Annotated in this window: 13 protein-coding genes and 1 tRNA gene; 9 read left to right on the top strand and 5 right to left on the bottom strand. The window is 71.4% G+C overall.

Going from position 1 to position 16,340, the window contains the following annotated elements:
- Positions 1-120 precede the first annotated feature (120 nt).
- A tRNA-Leu gene (locus WMF19_RS34310) sits at positions 121-203 on the top strand.
- A gap of 437 nt (positions 204-640) precedes the next feature.
- Complete coding sequence (locus WMF19_RS34305; RefSeq protein ID WP_272095040.1) at positions 641-841, top strand: hypothetical protein; 201 nt, start codon at positions 641-643, stop codon at positions 839-841.
- 239 nt (positions 842-1,080) lie between these two features.
- On the opposite strand, the gene WMF19_RS34300 is transcribed toward WMF19_RS34305, so the two are convergent.
- Together WMF19_RS34300 and hutH are read right to left on the bottom strand one after the other, a co-directional pair.
- Positions 1,081-1,428 (bottom strand): hypothetical protein, encoded by a 348-nt coding sequence (locus tag WMF19_RS34300; RefSeq protein WP_272095039.1) that lies wholly within the window; start codon positions 1,426-1,428, stop codon positions 1,081-1,083.
- Positions 1,429-1,535: 107 nt separating this feature from the next.
- A complete protein-coding gene (gene hutH, locus WMF19_RS34295) occupies positions 1,536-3,080 on the bottom strand; it encodes a histidine ammonia-lyase (protein WP_437324062.1) in 1,545 nt (514 codons plus the stop codon).
- A gap of 237 nt (positions 3,081-3,317) precedes the next feature.
- On the opposite strand from hutH, the gene WMF19_RS34290 reads away from it, so the two are divergent.
- The gene (locus WMF19_RS34290) at positions 3,318-5,063 is read left to right on the top strand and encodes a hypothetical protein (protein ID WP_437894209.1); all 1,746 of its coding nucleotides are present in this window, start codon (positions 3,318-3,320) and stop codon (positions 5,061-5,063) included.
- A 139-nt stretch (positions 5,064-5,202) separates the two neighbouring features.
- Positions 5,203-6,192: a D-cysteine desulfhydrase family protein gene (locus WMF19_RS34285; RefSeq protein ID WP_437324060.1), complete on the top strand. Its 990-nt coding sequence runs from the start codon at positions 5,203-5,205 to the stop codon at positions 6,190-6,192.
- 15 nt (positions 6,193-6,207) lie between these two features.
- Here the strand turns inward: WMF19_RS34285 and WMF19_RS34280 are convergent, their stop codons facing one another.
- Positions 6,208-6,984, bottom strand: coding sequence for an NTP transferase domain-containing protein (locus tag WMF19_RS34280; RefSeq protein WP_437894208.1), 777 nt, complete (start codon positions 6,982-6,984; stop codon positions 6,208-6,210).
- Between the two features lie 170 nt (positions 6,985-7,154).
- Between WMF19_RS34280 and WMF19_RS34275 the strand changes: the two genes are divergently transcribed.
- Positions 7,155-7,928, top strand: a complete 774-nt coding sequence (locus WMF19_RS34275) for an acyl-CoA desaturase (RefSeq protein ID WP_437894207.1) — start codon at positions 7,155-7,157, stop codon at positions 7,926-7,928.
- A 121-nt stretch (positions 7,929-8,049) separates the two neighbouring features.
- On the opposite strand, the gene WMF19_RS34270 is transcribed toward WMF19_RS34275, so the two are convergent.
- Positions 8,050-9,144: a hypothetical protein gene (locus WMF19_RS34270; protein WP_437894206.1), complete on the bottom strand. Its 1,095-nt coding sequence runs from the start codon at positions 9,142-9,144 to the stop codon at positions 8,050-8,052.
- Between the two features lie 128 nt (positions 9,145-9,272).
- On the opposite strand from WMF19_RS34270, the gene WMF19_RS34265 reads away from it, so the two are divergent.
- Entirely contained in the window at positions 9,273-10,190 is a 918-nt protein-coding gene (locus WMF19_RS34265; protein WP_437894205.1) for a TIGR01777 family oxidoreductase, read from the top strand.
- Positions 10,191-10,815: 625 nt separating this feature from the next.
- Here WMF19_RS34265 and WMF19_RS34260 read toward each other — a convergent pair.
- Positions 10,816-12,672, bottom strand: coding sequence for a HEAT repeat domain-containing protein (locus tag WMF19_RS34260; RefSeq protein ID WP_437894204.1), 1,857 nt, complete (start codon positions 12,670-12,672; stop codon positions 10,816-10,818).
- Between the two features lie 370 nt (positions 12,673-13,042).
- Here WMF19_RS34260 and WMF19_RS34255 point away from each other — a divergent pair, with 370 nt between their 5' ends.
- The 3 genes from WMF19_RS34255 to WMF19_RS34245 all read left to right on the top strand — a co-directional run bounded on the left by WMF19_RS34255 (position 13,043) and on the right by WMF19_RS34245 (position 16,316).
- Positions 13,043-14,278, top strand: a complete 1,236-nt coding sequence (locus tag WMF19_RS34255) for a glycosyl hydrolase family 18 protein (RefSeq protein WP_437894203.1) — start codon at positions 13,043-13,045, stop codon at positions 14,276-14,278.
- Positions 14,279-14,483: 205 nt separating this feature from the next.
- The gene (locus WMF19_RS34250; protein WP_437324053.1) at positions 14,484-15,071 is read left to right on the top strand and encodes a thioredoxin family protein; all 588 of its coding nucleotides are present in this window, start codon (positions 14,484-14,486) and stop codon (positions 15,069-15,071) included.
- A gap of 372 nt (positions 15,072-15,443) precedes the next feature.
- Positions 15,444-16,316: an STAS domain-containing protein gene (locus WMF19_RS34245; protein ID WP_437894202.1), complete on the top strand. Its 873-nt coding sequence runs from the start codon at positions 15,444-15,446 to the stop codon at positions 16,314-16,316.
- The last annotated feature ends 24 nt before the right edge of the window (positions 16,317-16,340 follow it).

Here is a 16,340-nt window from a genome sequence, read left to right as displayed (position 1 = left end):
CCGGGCCTTGGCGAGCTAGCTTCCCTCGCTCAGGCGATCCACGAGCTCGCCGGAAACGGCACAGAAGAGGGAGAGCGCAGGTACCCGAAAGTAAAAAAAGCAGAGTATTTCCAAGATCTTGGCCCCGTGGCGAAATGGCAGACGCGGTGGATTTAAAATCCGCGGCCCTCGCGGGCGTCCCGGTTCGAGTCCGGGCGGGGCTACCTCGTAAGTGCGGCGCACCGTGCTGGCGGGCGGTGACGCGGTCTGGAGCCGCGGTACCCCCATCGCCCAGGAGCCGCCAGCTCGATTGATCCTCACCCTGCCCACAACACCCCGGCTCCCCGGAACCTCACACTCCCCGAGGTTGCCCGAGGTTGCGCAGAGCGCTTCGTGGTGTGGGGGACCGGGCGGAAGCGCCGGGTCGACCTCGCACCCAGCGGCTCACCTGAGCTGCTCACCGCCTTGAACGGGACCAGGTCGCGCAGGGCGCGCACCGCGCCTCGTGGCGCCGACGTGCCCGGGACGCCGCATGCCCGTCACGGTCTGATGGGAGCCTGCCATGGTCCGGCGGGAACCCGATGGGAAACGGCGCGCAGCCACGCTCGTGTCCTCTGGGCTCGACAAGCCGAGTGGATTCGAGTAATGGGAGCGCCACTCCATGGATCTGGACATCGACTGTCTGCGCGAGGCGAAGGTAGAGAACGTAGAACGTCTCGCACACGCTCTGGGCGTCAAGCTGCCCGAGCACAAGCGCCACGACAGGCGCGCCTACAACCGTGAGCTCATCCGCGTGGTGATGCAGGGCATCCGGCGCGACGCCGAGCGGTCGCGTGGCCGCAGGTTCTTCGGTCGCAGCTGACAATTCCAGCCCTACAGTAGGTTACCGAAGGACGCTGGCCGACACCGTCCCTCTCCCTCTCCCGCTCCTGGCAAGACGGCAGTTCTCCGCATCGCTCGGAGAATCGCGCTTCGGGGGCTGATTCATCCAGGAAAGCCGCCCCGGCGGCCTCCCGTCCGAGCGCTCTCCCGCGCCCGCCCAGGCGGCCTTCCGCCCCCCGCGGCCTGCCGCCCCCAGCAGCCTCCCCACTCCCCAGCCGCCTACCGCCCCTGCGGCTTGCTCCGCAGCGTCAGCCGGCTCCCGGTCACCCGGCTCCGGGCCGCCATCAGCAGCGGCGCCGCCGGTGTGAGCGGATCCACCAGGTCGTTCACCTGGAGCATCGCCCTGTCCGCCACCTTCCACGCCGCCGACAGCCCCGACGCCCCCTGCTGGGGCGACCCGGCCAGATCCAGCGCCCGGCTCAGCTCCTTGCCCACCTGCGCGATGCGAGCGAGCTCCTCCCGCGACGACCCCCCCTCCTTCGCCGCCGCGTAGATCGTCCGCACCACCCCGAGCAGATCCCGCACGGCATCGAAGGGAAACGGCGGGGCGCTGACCGGAATGGGCACTGAGCCAATGTACAGCAACTCGCCCCGCAATGGACCGATCGCATTCCCTTATCTCGCGTAAGATTTCCTCTAAATCGTCTCAGATGTAACTTTCGTAACAGAAATAATCAGTTGAGAGGTCCCACCGCCTCCTCCACCGCGGCGATGAGCGCCCCGCTCTGGATGAGCTCCGCGGCCGCCGCGATGTCGCGGTAGAGGGGGCGGTCCTCGGTGAGCCCGGGCACCACGCGGCGGATGGCGGCGTGGGCGGCCGCGACGCCCGCGCTGGGGCGGAGCGGGAGCCGCTGGTCCACGCCCTGGGCCGCCGTGATGAGCTCGATCGCCAGCGAGCTCCGGACGTTCTCGATCACCTGCGCGAGCTTTCGGGCGCTGATGCTGCCCATGCTCACGTGGTCCTCGCGGCCGGCGCTCGAGGGGATCGAGTCGACGCTCGCCGGGTGGCAGAGCACCTTGTTCTCGCTCACCAGCGAGGCGCTCGCCACCTGGGCGATCATGAACCCCGAGTGCAGCCCGCTGTGCGGCGCCAGGAACGGCGTGAGCCCGGTCGAGAGCGCGGGGTTGACCAGCTGCTCGACCCGCCGCTCGCTGATGTTCGCGAGCTCCGCCGCCGCCATCGCGGCGAGATCCAGGGCGAGCGCGACCGGCTGCCCGTGGAAGTTGCCGCCCGAGATCAGCTCGGCGCCGCCGTCCGGCCCATCCCCGAGGAACACCGTGGGGTTGTCCGTGACGCTGTTGACCTCGCGGGTCAGCACCTCGGCGGCCCAGGCGACAGCGTCGCGCGTCGCGCCGTGGACCTGGGGCATGCAGCGGAGCGAGTAGGCGTCCTGCACCCTGGGGCAGTCCGCGTGGCTCTGCATGATCTCGCTGCCCCCGAGCAGCGCGCGCAGGTTGCCGGCCGTGCAGGCCTGACCCGGGTGCGGGCGGACGCGCATCAGCCGCTCGTCGAACGGGCGCTTCGAGCCCATCAGCGCCTCGAGGCTCACCGCGCCGGCGATGTCCGCGACCGTGCAGAGCGCGGCCGCGTCCCGCAGCGCCAGCGCGCCGAGCGCGGTCATGTACTGGGTCCCGTTGATCAGCGCGAGCCCCTCCTTCGCCGCGAGCTCGATCGGCGCGAGGCCGGCCTTCGCGAGCGCCACCGCGCTCGGCATGAGCTGCCCCTCGAAGCGCGCCTCCCCCTCGCCGATGAGCACAAGCGCGAGGTGCGCGAGCGGGGCCAGATCGCCCGACGCGCCGACCGACCCCTGCGCAGGGATGCGCGGGCTCACGCGGCGCTCGAGCAGGGCGGCGAGCAGATCGAGCACCTCCGTGCGCACCCCCGAGTGCCCCAGCGCGATCACCTGCGCGCGCAGGACGATCATGGCGCGCACCTCGGCCTCGCCGAGCTCCGGCCCGACCCCGCAGGCGTGGCTCCGCACGAGGTTGCGCTGGAGCGCCCGGATGTCGTGATCCGCGATGCGCGTCTCCGCGAGCGCGCCGAAGCCGGTGTTGATCCCGTACACCGCCGGCGCAGCGTCGCCCGCCGCCGCGATCGCGTCGATAGCGCGGCGCGAAGCCGCCGCCCGCTCGCGCGCCTCGGCGCAGATCGCCGCCGGACGACCGCGCCGCGCGACCTCCTCGAGATCCGCGAGCGAGAGCGGGCGGCCGAGGAGCAACGGACGTGACGGATCCGACGGAGGTGACGAAGGCGGCGGAGGCGGCGAAGAAGGAGAACCAGCGGCGGCGCTCGGCGTGGAAAGGGTCACGAAGGCGCACGCTAGAGCGGCGGATGCCCCGCGAAAAGCCAGCTGCGCGCCGTTGGCGGAAGAATCCAGTGCCCGGCGGGGATCGATCCGCCTATCCTTCGGTCGCGCGTTCCCGGCCGGGCGCTGGTGAGCGGCTGCTTGCTTCCGATGCGCTTCGCCTTCGTCACCCTCGCCCCCCTTGCGTTTGCTGTCGCGCTCGCCTCGCCGAGCGCGGCTCAGCCCGTCGAGGAAGCGAGCGCCGGGCGAGGCTCTCCGAGCGCCGCTCAGCCCGCCGCGCCGGCCGCGCCGGCCGCGCCGGCCGGCGACGACTTCGAGGAGCGGCTCGTGCTCGACACCGGCCGCAAGCCGCCGCCCCCGCCGGATCCCGCCCGGGCGACGTTCTCGCTGCAGGGCGAGTACCAGCTCCGCTACCGCGCCATGAGCGATCTGCCCCTCCGGGCGCCGCCCCTGTCGGCTCCGGGCGCGACGACGCTCGGGCAGAGCCAGTACATCGCCCACTGGCTGCGCCTCTCGCCCCGCTTCCACTTCAAGGACAAGGTCTCGATCGTGGCGCAGATCGACGTCGCCCGGGGCCTTATCGCCGGGGACACCACGCGTGACGTCGAGCAGGTGCGCGACGCGCGCGCCGCCCTGGCGTGGTACGAGGTGCACCCGCGCGCCCTCTACCTGGAGGTGCCGTGGGCGCTCGGCGTCGTCCGGGTGGGCCAGCAGAGCGCGCACTGGGGGATGGGGCTCGTCGTCAACGACGGCGAGCACGCGAGCGTCTTCGGCGACTACGAGCGCGGTTCGCTCATGGAACGCGTCCTCTTCGCGGCCACGCCGATGGGGAAGGGCGGGCCGCTCCACGTGACCGTGGCGGGCGACCTCGTGTTCGAGGACAACGCGGCCGACCTGCTCGGCAACGACGTCGAAGGGCAGGACGAAGGCGAGGGCGATCGCGCCTTCCAGGCGGTCGTGTCCGCGCTCTGGCGAGAGCGGCGCGGCGAGATCGGGATCTACGGCGCCATGCGGCGGCAGGCGCGCGAGCGCCGCGCGAAGACGAGCCCGGCCCGGTTCAGCGAGGTGCTCACGTCCGGCATCCTCGACGTGGCAGGCAGATTCAACGCGCCGGTGCCGGGGGGCCGCGCCCACGTCTACGGCGAGCTCGAGGCCGCGGTGATCCTCGGGGCGGCGTCGTTCGCCTCGAGCGGGCCCCCGCCGCCCTCCGGCCACGCGTTCGGGCGCTCGCCCGTGATGGTGCGCTCGGTCGGCGGCGCGGCGACGCTCGGCGCGGTGCACGTCGCGGGCCGCGGGGCGCGGCCAGCCGCGCGGTGGGGGCGCGTCGTCACGGAGATCGAGGCCGGCTACGCCTCGGGCGACGACGACCCCACGGACGGCGTGTCGCGGCGCTTCACCTTCGACCCGAGCCACAACGTCGGGCTCCTCCTGTTCGACGAGGTGCTCGCCTGGAAGACGGCGCGCGCGGCCACGATCGCCGAGCGGGAGCTCTTCGCCGCGTCCCCCGAGCCAGGCATCAGGTCGCTGCCGTCCAAGGGAGGCGTGCCCGGCGCCGCCTACGTGAACCCGCGCATCATCGTGCGGCCGGCGCGCTGGCTCGACCTCAAGGCGGGCGCGGTCATCGCCGAGGCGACCTCGGATCTGGTCGATCCCTACGGCGCCCCGCGGGCGGGCGGCAGCCTGGCCAACTACGACGGCGGCGACAGCCGCCGCCGCGATCTCGGCGTCGAGCTGGACCTCGGCGTCGACGCGCGCATCGCGATGGGCAGGCTCGTCACCCTCCAGTTCGGCACCGAGGCCGGGGTCCTGTTCCCGGGCGGCGCCTTCGACGACGCCGCGGGCGCCGAGCTCCCCGATCAGTACCTGCTCACGCTCAAGCTGGGCGTGATCCACTGAGCCCGCCAGGGCTCGCCGGGCCCTCGGTCGAGCTCGCGCGCGACACAGCAGACGAGGGCCGCCCAGGATGCTAGAGGGCGGTTGCGAGGGCCGCCCGCGCGCAGCGGCGGGCGCCCCTGGCAGACAGCGGAGAGAAACGATGCGCAAACGACTCGCGCTGAGCCACCTTCCGACACCGATCCAGCGCCCGCAGCGGCTCGCCGAGGCGCTCGGCGTCGACCTCTACGTGAAGCGCGACGACATGACGGCGGGCGCGGAGGCCGGCAACAAGATCCGCAAGCTCGAGTACCTGCTCGCCGCCGCGCGGGAGGAGGGCGCCGACCGCGTCATCACCTGCGGCGGCCTCCAGTCGAACCACGCGCGCGCGACCGCGCTGGTGAGCGCCTCGCTCGGCCTGCGCTCGGTGCTGTTCCTGCGCACGAGCGACCCGTCGGCCCACGCGCCGCTCGAGGGCAACGTGCTGCTCGACCGGCTCGCCGGCGCGGAGATCCGGCTGATCTCGCCCGAGGCGTACAGGGACCGCGGCGCCCTGATGGCCGAGGCGGCCGCCGAGATCCGCGCGGCGGGCGGCCGGCCGTACGTGATCCCCGAGGGCGGCTCGAACGGCCTCGGCGCGCTCGGCTACGTGCGCGCGATGGAGGAGATCCGGAAGCAGCTCGATCTCGGCCTCGCGGGGGGCAAGCCGTTCGACGTCATCGTGCACGCGTGCGGCTCGGGCGGGACGGCGGCGGGCACGGCGCTCGGCGCGGCCCGCTACGAGGTCGCCGGCGAGGTGCGCTCGATGGCGGTCTGCGACGACAGGGCGACGTTCGCGCGGATCGTTGTCGGGATCATGGACGACGCGCGCGCGCTCGAGCCGCGCCTCGGCTCGCCCGCCCACCTCGTCATCGACGACTCGGCGAAGGGCCCTGCCTACGGGGTGTCCACGCCGGAGCAGCGAGCGCGGATCCTCCAGGTGGCGCGGCTGTCGGGCCTCGTCCTCGACCCCGTGTACACGGGCAAGGCGTTCTCCGGGCTCTGGGACCTGGCCGAGCGAGGCGAGCTCTCGGGCAAGCGGGTGCTGTTCCTGCACACCGGCGGCCTCCCCGGCCTCCTCGCCCAAGGGGCGACTTTCGCTGACGCCTTGTAGAACAGATCAGAGCCCTCAGGGCGCGCCGCGCCACCACGCGTCGGCCATCGACGCGTCTTCCAGGGTGTCGATCTCCATGTAGCCGCCGTGGGTGTCGAGCTTGCGGAGGTCGGCGCCGGACTCGATCATGTGCTGGAGCAGATCGATGAGGTAGGCCCGCTGGAACGTGCGGCCCTCGCGGAACTCCGGCCGATTCGAGAAGGCGTCGCGCGCGGCGTCGAAGGCGGCCAGGAACTGCCCGGCGCCCCGCGCGGAGAGCTTCATCACCCCGATGAACTCGCCGGTCGCGGACTCCGAAGGGATGCGGCGGGAGAGCTGGAGGACGCGATCCCCCTCGGCGCCGCCGGCGCGGAGCTTCTCGGCGTCGGTCTCGGGGTGCTGCGAGCGGCCCACGTAGCGGCGCCGCCAGTCCGTGTCGCAGGCGAGCGCGATGTCGTGCGGAGAGCGGACCAGCCCCGCCACGATCTCGGGCCGGTAGACGATGTCGGCGTACGTCGAGACGAAGCCGCCCTGGAGGTGCTCGCGCGCGCAGAGGAGCGAGAGAAGGATGTTGTTCTGCTCCCAGTCGCGGTTCTCGACGTACGTCAGATCCGGGTAGGCGGCCCGGATGACGTCGGCCTTGTAGCCGCAGACGAACACGATATCCGAACGCCGGAAGCCGCCCGCAGCGAGCGCCTCGAGGATGCCGTCGAGCATCGGGCGGCCAAGGATCGGGACCAGCGTCTTCGGCAGCTCTTCGGTCAGGTGACGCAGCCGGCTGCCCCGGCCCGCACCGATGATCACGGCCTTCACGACACCGCTGTTACCATGAACGGACTCGGTTTATCACGGACAATCACGGGGATTCCCGCGGAATCCCGCGGACATAGAGGCGACCCGAGGCCGCGCGGACCCGGGGCCCGTTACGGAATCGTGACCGTGAGCTGACCCCCTGCCGCGCGTCACCGGGTTAGGAAGCGAACATGGAGATCGCGATCGTCCTCATCGCCCACTCTACGCTCTCGGTCTTTTTCCAGACCTTCTTCCTGCACCGGTACGCCTCGCATCGGATGTTCACGATGTCGAAGCCATGGGAGCGGATTTTCCACTTCCTCACGTACCTCACGCAGGGCTCGTCGTACCTCGTGCCCTGGGTTTACGCGATCTTGCATCGCATGCACCACGCGTACAGCGACACGCCGAAGGATCCGCACTCGCCGCGGTACTACTCGAATGTTGTCCGGATGATGCTGGACACCGCGCACCGCTACGACGCGATCTACGACGGCACGGCCGACGTGGAGCCGCGCTTCCTCGGCGGCTACCCCCAGTGGCCCACGCTCGATCGCATCGGCAACGCGTGGATCGGCCGGCTCGCGTGGGGCACCGGCTACGTGCTCTTCTACGTGGCCTTCGCCTCGCACTGGTGGCAGTTCCTGTTCCTCCCGCTCCACTGGACCATGGGCCCGCTGCACGGGGCGATCGTCAACTGGTGCGGCCACCGCTACGGCTACCGCAACTTCAACAGCGACGACGACTCCCGCAACACGCTGGCCCTCGACATCGTGACGCTCGGCGAGCTCTTCCAGAACAACCACCACAAGTACTCGATGAGCCCGAACTTCGCGGTGCGGTGGTTCGAGATCGACCCGGCGTATCAGGTCATCCGCGTGCTTGCCTGGGTGGGGATCATCCGGATGTCCGACAAGCGCCAGGTCGCCCGGCTCGAGCCCGAGGTCGCGCAGGCCGAAGGGTAGAGCGGGGCGTATCTTCCTCTGCACCCCGCTCCATGGGACCGGCCGCCGGCCGCGCGAGCAGCGCGGCCGGTACGGCTGGCCGTGAAGCTGCGCGCGGAGCCGAGGCCCCACGCGCAAGGGCTCACTCGAACAGCTGCCGGAACGCGCCGGGGACGTCCTTCGGACCGATCTGCTCCTTGCGCTTGTTGAACTCCGGCAGACACGCCTGGTAGGCCGCGTCCACCCGCAGATCGCTCCCATCCCAGCTCGGACGCCAGATCTCCATCGTCTCGCGCGCGAGATCGATGACGTCCTTGAACTGCCCGCGCTCCTTCAAGATCTGCGTGCTGAGCCCGTACATCAGCAGCCCGCCGGGGATCGCCCCGAGCGCCGTCGTGGCCAGGGCCGGATAGCAGATGCGCGCCGTCTTCGCCCCGAACCGCTCCTGGATCTCCGCCATCGTCTTGCGCTGCAGGATCTTCGCGCCGGCGAGCGGGCCCATCGCGTAGACCGGATCGTCGCTCGGGTAGTCGTAGTCGCAGAAGGACACAACGCTCTCGCCCTTCGCGATGAGCCCCGCCGCGGCGAGCGGCTCGGCCCACAAGAGCGACGACGTGCCCATGAACTTGTTGGTCCGCTCGATGTCCGCCTCGTTCGCGACGTCCACCTCGACGAGCCCGAGCTTGCGGATGTTCTCCGGGCGCGAGAAATCAGGGACCTGGAGCACCGGATCGAACGCGACGTCGAGGTCCTTCACCTTGGTCGGCCCGTGCTCCGCGTACCGCTTCATCGCGCCGGCCGCGATGCCGTTCACGAGGTGCACCGCCCGATACCGCTCCTTCAGCGCGGCGACGACCTCGTCGATCACCTGCGGCCTCGTGGCGTCGTTGTTCCAGAAGCGCGCGGTGAGCCCCTCGGCCTCCGCCGCGTCCGTGATCGCCTTCACGTGGTGCGGGCCGATCTGCATCTTCTCGCTGTCGAAGTGCACGGCGAAGACCGCGGCCCGCTCCCCGAAGAGCAGCTGCAGGGCGAGCGCCCGGGTCATGCCGTTCGAGCCGCCCAGGATCAGCACCGCTGTGTCCGGGGCGATGCGCGCGCCCGCCGGGCTGATACGGGCGCGGTGCGCCGCGAGCTGCTCGGTCGCCACGCGCGCGCCGTGCTCGGCCAGCGAGCCCACGAGCGAGCGGCGATCGAGGCCGCCGAGAGGAAGCTTCTTGAAGGTCTCTAGGTCATCCATCACGTCCGGCGTCTTACCGTCTCCAGCGCTCGGCGTCACGACTGGACAGCTGCCGGCCGTCCGAGCGCTCCCTGGGCGGCGCTCGAAGGGAAGCCCCGCCTCCGTCCGAGCCGTGATAGATAGATCGCGTGAAGACGGTTCTTGTCACTGGCGGCAGCGGGTTTATCGGGCGCGGTCTCGTGAAGGAGCTGCTTGCGCGGGGTGATCGGGTGACGGTGCTGACGCGCGACGTGGGGCGGACGCAGGCGGCGCTGCCCGGGGCGCGCGTCGTGTCGTGGAGCTCGGACGCCCCGGGGGCGTGGTTCGAGGAGGTCGACGGGGTGGACGCGGTCGTCCACCTCGCGGGCGAGACCATCGTCAAGCGGTGGACCGAGGAGGCGCGGCGCGAGATCGTGAGGAGCCGCATCGACACGACCCGCCTCATGGGCGAGGCGATCGGCAAGGCCAAGCGCAAGCCGAGCACGTTCCTCTGCGCGTCCGCCGTGGGCTACTACGGCCCGCAGCCGGGCGAGAAGGTGCTCGACGAGGACGCGGCGCCCGGCGAGGGCTTCCTCGCCGACGTCGTCGTCCGCTGGGAAGAGGCGGCCCGCGCCGTCGAGGAGCAGCACGGCGTCCGCTCGGTGCAGCTGCGCATCGGCGTCGTGATCGGCGAGGGCGGCGGCGCGCTCGACAAGATGATCGCCCCCTTCCGGTTCTTCCTGGGCGGGCCCGTCGGCGACGGCAAGCAGGTCATCTCGTGGATCCACCGCGACGACGTCGTGGGGATGACCCTGCTCGCCCTGGACAACGAGGCGGTGCGCGGCCCCTTCAACATGACCGCGCCGTACGCGCAGACCGGCGACGAGGTCGCGCAGGCGATCGGCGCGGTGCTCCACCGGCCGTCGTGGCTCCGCGTGCCCGAGGCCGTGGTGAAGCTGGGGATGGGCGATGCGGCGGAGATCATCACCACCGGGCAGCGCGTCTATCCCAGGCGGGCGGAAGAGCTCGGATACAAGTTCCGCTACGCCCGCATCGTGCCCGCGCTCGAGTCGATCCTCCGCAGCTGAGCGCCCGCGCCCGGGTCGAGCTCCGGCCGCCCTGCGCGGCCGCCCTGCGCCAGGGCACCTGCCGCGCTCCGGCCGCCGTTGGATCGGCATCGGCGCGCGCTGGCGGCGCGCGCTGGCGGCGGGCAGCTGGGCGCCGCGGTACGGCGCCCAGCTGCTGCCCACACGAGACAAGAGCCGCCGGTGGCGCGCTGAGAAGTCGACCTGTGTCGAGCAGCGCACCATCGGGAGCCCGGACGGCGGTTTCCCAGCGCTCCCCCAAGCGCTCCGTCCGCTTCCATGCTTACGCCATCGCGCTCCGAGACGCTCTCGGGATGAGTTGGATTGGCGCGTGCAGGGTATCCCGACTGGATGTCGACGTGCACCCTCCAGAAGCGCTGCGAGAACCAAACTCGTTAGGGGAATCCCCTTGCCGCAGCGCACAATCGCGGGGTTGCTCGTCCTCCTCGTCGGAGGCTCGCCCGAGGCGCGGTCTCTGGTGCGTGAGAGAGGGGAGGAGCCAGGCGCAGTCTGCGCTCGCTGCCCGGACAGCGGATCACCCCCGCGCGGCTCCGTCGTGGTTCGTTGTGGAGCCCCGGCGCGGCCGGCGGGCGCGCGGTCGTGCTGGCGCGTGGTCGTGCAGGCGCGCTCAGGGGCTGAGGCCACGACTCTGGAGGATCTCTCGCACCACCGCCTGCGCGGAGCCTGTCAGCTCGGCGAGCGAGCCGCGGGCGAGCTCCACGAACTTCATGCCGCGCACGCGCTTGAGCGCCTCGACGGCCACGGCGCGCTCCTCGGCGCCCTCGTGCTGGAGGATGCCGAGGAGCATCTCGCCCGCCTCGAGGGTGTCGATCTTCGCGATCGCCCGCACGGCGCTGGCGCGCACGGCGGCGGCCTGCGACTCGCGGTAGATGCGGGCGAGCGGATCGAAGGCGTGGGCGAAGCGCAGCTCTTCCAGCGCGCGGGCGGCCTCGTGGACCACGGTGGGATCGGGATCCACGAGCGCGTCGCGGATCGTGATGAACGTGCGCTTGTAGAGGAAGTGGGAGAGCGCGCGGACGACGGCCACCCGGATCTTCGGCTCGGCGCGGCGGAACAGGCGCTCGAGCGGCGAGAGGATCGTGTAGAGCTCGACCGTCGCGAGCTGCTCCGCGAGGCTGATGAGCTGCTGCGCGGGGGCGGCCTCGGGCGTCGCGCCCTCGACGGCGAGCGCGGTGAGCCGGGCGAGCATGGCGCGGCGGCGGGTGACCTCGGACCACTGCGCCGGGTCGAGCACGATGTCGCCGCACGCCTGGGCGGCGCTGCCGGCTTGCTCCCACTCGACGAGGTCGATGTGCCAGACGTCGGGGAAGCCGAGCTCGTGGCGGAGGTGCGCGGGCAGCGGCGAGGCGTCGATCGGCAGGTCCTGCGCGTTCACGTAGCGGCGGCCGGCGCGGGCGTAGTGCTTCTTCCGGGTCTCCTCGAGCGGCAGCTGCGTGAGGGCGCGGTAGACGCCGCCCACCTTGCTGTACTGCCCCGCCTCGCCGAGCGCGATCACGGCGGCGAGCAGCGCGTTCTCGGCGATCTCTGGGGGGGCGGCGCGCTTCTGCGAGACGGCGGACACCTCTTGCCAGAGGCGGGCCTGCGCGAGCACGGCGAAGTTGGCGACGGCGGTGAGCCCCTCTTTCCGGGCGTACGCGGCCATCTCGCGGGCGAGCGTCGCGGCGGCGGAGATCTCGCCCTGCTTCTCGGCCGCGGCGACGGCCTCCTCGTAGGACTGGAGCGCGTAGTAGCGCAGGTGGTCCTCGCGCAGGATGCGGATGACGTTCACGTAGCCCTCGAGCACGTGCTCGAAGGCGCGGCTCTCGCGCCCGACGGCGATGAGGACCTGGTAGCAGTCGAAGGCGCGCTCGCGCTGGCCGATGGTCTCGTACCTGTCGGCGGCCTCCTCGAGCAGGTGGACGGAGGCGAAGACGGCCTCGCGCGCCGCCGCGGCGTCGCCCGTGCGGAGCGAGGTGCGGGCGAGGTTGAAGCGGGCGAGGCCGGCGGCGTAGAGGTCGCTGCCCGACGAGGAGAGCAGCTGGGCGAGGCGCGACCAGAGGGCGCGGGCGCGGGCGAAGTCCTGGCCGCGCTCGCGGGCGATGGCGGCCTGCGCGACGAGGCCGGCGGCCTCGTACTCGTCGGCGGCGCGGCCGTAGAGCCGCCTCTGCCGCTCGGGGTCCTGCTCGCGCTCGGCCCAGGCGAGCACGGTGCGCGCGCGGTCGATGGGCGGGACCTTGGCGATGAGCGGGCGCTGGCTCTGCTCGTTGCCGCCGTACCAGGAGACGGTGAGCGCGCTCCGCGCGTCGCCCAGCCGGACCAGCACGTCGCGGAGCTCGTCCGTCATGGCGACGTACTCCTCCTCGCGGGCGATGGTGTGCTGGAGGGCGCTGAAGAGCGCGTCGCGCGCGCGCGTGAGATCGCTCCTGGCCAGCGCGGAGCGGGCCTCGTCGCGGAGCTCGTGCAGGGGGCGGACGCCTTGGGTCATGCCGGGAGCGAGCGTAGTACACCGGCCCTGGCCGAGGGAGCGGCGGCCGCGTGCGCGCGGGGGACGTCGGCCGGGCCGCCGGCGGAGCGAGGCGCGAGGGCCCGGCGTGTGGGGCGAGGGCCGGAGGCATCTCCTCAAATTCTTCGGAAAATTCACAGGGAGACGGGGAGGCGGGGAGGGAAATCTTCAAAATACTCCCTGTCTCCTGTTCAATCTTCCTCTGAAAAGGGCTGCAAATAAGGGGATTCCTTGAGGGCGCGGGGATGGAGTAGCCGTCAAACGGCGCATCGCGGGCTCGGCGTGAGGCGGCCCGCGGAAGCGTGAGAACCGGGCTGTCGATGCGGCGGCGGGCTGCTAGAGCGCGGCCGATATGAAGCTGTTTCACCAGACTCTGATGCTCGCCTGCTCCGCCGCGTTCTCCGTCTCTTGCGGTGGCGCGGCCGAGCGCGCGCCGTCGCTCGACGAGGTGGGGAGCGCCGAGCTCTCGGCGTCGGCCGCGCCCCGTGCGCAGCGCGCGGACCAGGCGGCGCGCGCGCCGGGCGATCACCGCTTCTGCGGGTGGCTGCACGAGTTCCTCGGAGATCCCGAGTCGACCGAGCTCGGATACGACACCTTCGCGGCCCACGCCGGGGCGTTCGACTCCGTGCACCCGAAGTGGTGGCGCGTCGCCTCGCCGACCAGCTTCGAGAACCACCCGCGCGGCCGGGAGGCGCCGTTCGCCGGCTTTCACGACCGGCGCGTCCTCGACGGCACGACGGCCGGCGGCGCGCTGACCCGGCTCATCCCCCTCATCGCCGCCATCGACCGGCCCGACGTCGCCGCCGTGCACGCCATGCTCCACGATCCCGCGCTCCGGGCGCGGCACGTGGCGGGCGTCGTCGCGCTCGTGATGGAGAACGGCTACGACGGGATCGACATCGATTACGAGCACCTCTCGTCCGTCCTCGGGCCGGGCGAGACCGTCCGGGCCGAGCGGGCCGCGTTCTCGGCGTTCATCGACGAGCTCGCGCGCGCCCTCCACGCGCAAGGAAAGGAGCTCTCGCTCGCGGTGCCGGCGGTCGGGTCCGCGAAGGGCGTATTCGATTACGAGGCGCTGAGCGCCTCGGCGGATCACGTGCACGTGATGAGCTACGACTACCACTGGCACGGCGGACCGCACGTGGGCCCGGTCGCGCCGCTCGGGTGGCTCGAGGAGACCGTCTCGTACATCGGGTCGCTCGACGGCGGGGCGCGCCGCGAGAAGTTCATCTTCGGGCTGCCGAACTATGGTCTCCTCGGGCCGGAGGCGCCGGGGAGCGGGGGCGCCGTGGTCGGGTGCGAGCCGCTCAGCAAGTGCCTGGAGCTCGCGGGCGACGGCTACGAGACGAGCACCGACCACATGAGCCGGTGCCCGGACGACGAGGGCGGGCGGCTCGCCGCGGGGAGGTCGCCGAACCGGCTCCTCGCGAGCGGCGAGCGCCTCTTCTTCGAGGACCTCGCGTCGCTCGAGGAGAAGGTCGTCGTCGCCGAGCAGGGTGGGCTCGGCGGGGTGACGTACTGGAGCATCGGCGGCGAGCCGGGCGGGGCGGCGTTCTTCTCGATGATCGAGCGCCACTTCCCGAGGTGATCGCGGCGCCCCGCGGGCGCCCCATGGCCCTGCCGGGACAGGCGCTCAGACCTCGAGCGCGCCCCGGCGGTGGAGAGGGCAGGGGAGCGCGAGCCGCGCGAGCCAGAGGACGGCCGCCGCGGGCGCGGAGGCAAGGGAGGTGTTCAGCGGCGAGGGCCGCGGCGTGGTAGGGTGCGCGCCGTCACAGCGAGAGGAGAATCCTGTCATGGCACGCACCCCGTCCACGATGCTTGAGCTGGGCACCCCGGCGCCCGACTTCAGGCTGCCCGACTTCACCGGAAAGCAGGTCGCGCTGTCGGATTTCACCCGGCAGCGGGCGCTCCTCGTGATGTTCATCTGCAATCATTGTCCGTTCGTCAAACACATCCGCCACGAGCTCGCCCGGCTGAGGCGAGATTATGGTGCTGACGACGTGGCCATCGTGGCGATCAACTCGAACGATATCGTCGCGTATCCAGCCGACAACGCCGAGGCGATGGCCAGAGAGGCGCGCGAGGTCGGCTACACGTTCCCTTACCTCCTCGACGAGGCCCAGCAGGTCGCCAGGGCGTACCGCGCCGCCTGCACGCCGGACTTCTACCTCTTCGGCCCGGATCGCCGGCTGGTCTACCGCGGTCAGCTCGACGACAGCCGCCCTGGCAACGAGGTCCCCGTGACGGGCCGCGATCTCCGCGCCGCCATCGACGCGGTGCTCTCCTCGGCGCCTGTCCCCTCGGAGCAGCGCCCGAGCATCGGCTGCAACATCAAGTGGAAGCCCGGCAACGAGCCGGCGTATCACGGCAGAACGCCGTAACGATCCCGAGGCGTACGAGGCGAGGTCGCCCCCCGTCGGGCGCCGCTCTGGGCAGAACTGGCTCTGAAGGGGCGCGGGCCACACCTTGTGAGGTGGTCTCGCCGCTGCAGGCCGCTTTTGTCATGGAACATGGACAGTCAGGACACCGATACGATAGATTCACAGCATGGGGGGCGTGAGACAGCATCTCGGGGGCGCGTTCCTCGCGAAGCCATACATTCGCCTTCATGGTGAGTAGATCGCGGCATGGGGCCGAGGTTCATTCGAGTCTGGCTCTCAGATCAACAAACCCGATCCGAAGGCGGTCTACTCTCCTACTTCATGAGCACCTCTACGACCTAACACGGCCAAGACCGAGGAAGCGGACCTCCTATGCAGAGCTGGATCGGCCCGGAGCGCCAGGCGCTGGCGAAGAGCACGGCGAAGGTGCTCAAGGACAACGCCCTACACAACCGCAGCGGTCTCCCACCATTTCGATTGCCGCAGGTCGCGCAGCAGATCCTCGACGAGCTGTTCCATTTCTCCTCTGCCGGCGACACGGCGCCCGTCGTGTCGCTCGGGCAAGAGCTCGGGCAGCGGGGGCTCGGGCTGCGGGCTCTCCTCGGGCTGAGCCGTGTCCTCTTGCGCGAGGTGCTGGCGCGTCTGCCTGGAAGTACGCCCGGAGCGCTGGAGGCGGTGGCGCGCGTGAACGACTACCTGACGCTGCTCGTGGACGCGGTGGCAGAGCAGGAGAAGCGAGAGGTCGGCGTCCAGCGCGACGAGATGCAGCTCGCGCTCGAGCGCGCCATCCATAACCGCGAGCGCGAGCTGCGCCGTGTGATCATCGAGCTCTCGACGCCGATCATGCCCGTGTATGATCATATCTTGGTGCTGCCGCTCATTGGAAAGCTCGATACCGAGCGAGCGGGGAGGATCACCGAGTGCCTCTTGCGAGAGGTGGTGGACCGGCAAGCGCGCACCGCGATCATCGACGTGACCGGCGTGCCGGCGATGGACGCGGAGGCCGTCGACGCGCTCGTGCGCACCGCGCGCGCGCTCGACCTCCTCGGCACCCACCCGGTGCTGGTCGGCATCCGCCCCGAGGCAGCCCGCGCGCTGAGCGATCAGGACGCCCACCTCGCGGGCATCGTGGTCCTGGCCAATCTTCAGAGCGGCATCCTCTATGCGCTGCGGCGGGAAGGGCTCGAGGTCTGTGGCAGTCCGCCCCCGCAGCGAGGGGCTGCTCGCTCGTATCGCGGCCGTTGACGGGCGCGCCGTGAGTTCACCCCA

It is taken from the genome of Sorangium sp. So ce124, assembly GCF_051525235.1.
Taxonomy (GTDB): Bacteria; Myxococcota_A; Polyangia; order Polyangiales; family Polyangiaceae; genus Sorangium; species Sorangium atrum.
Note: the sequence above shows the minus strand (reverse complement) of the source record. Positions and strands in the feature narration are given on the sequence as shown.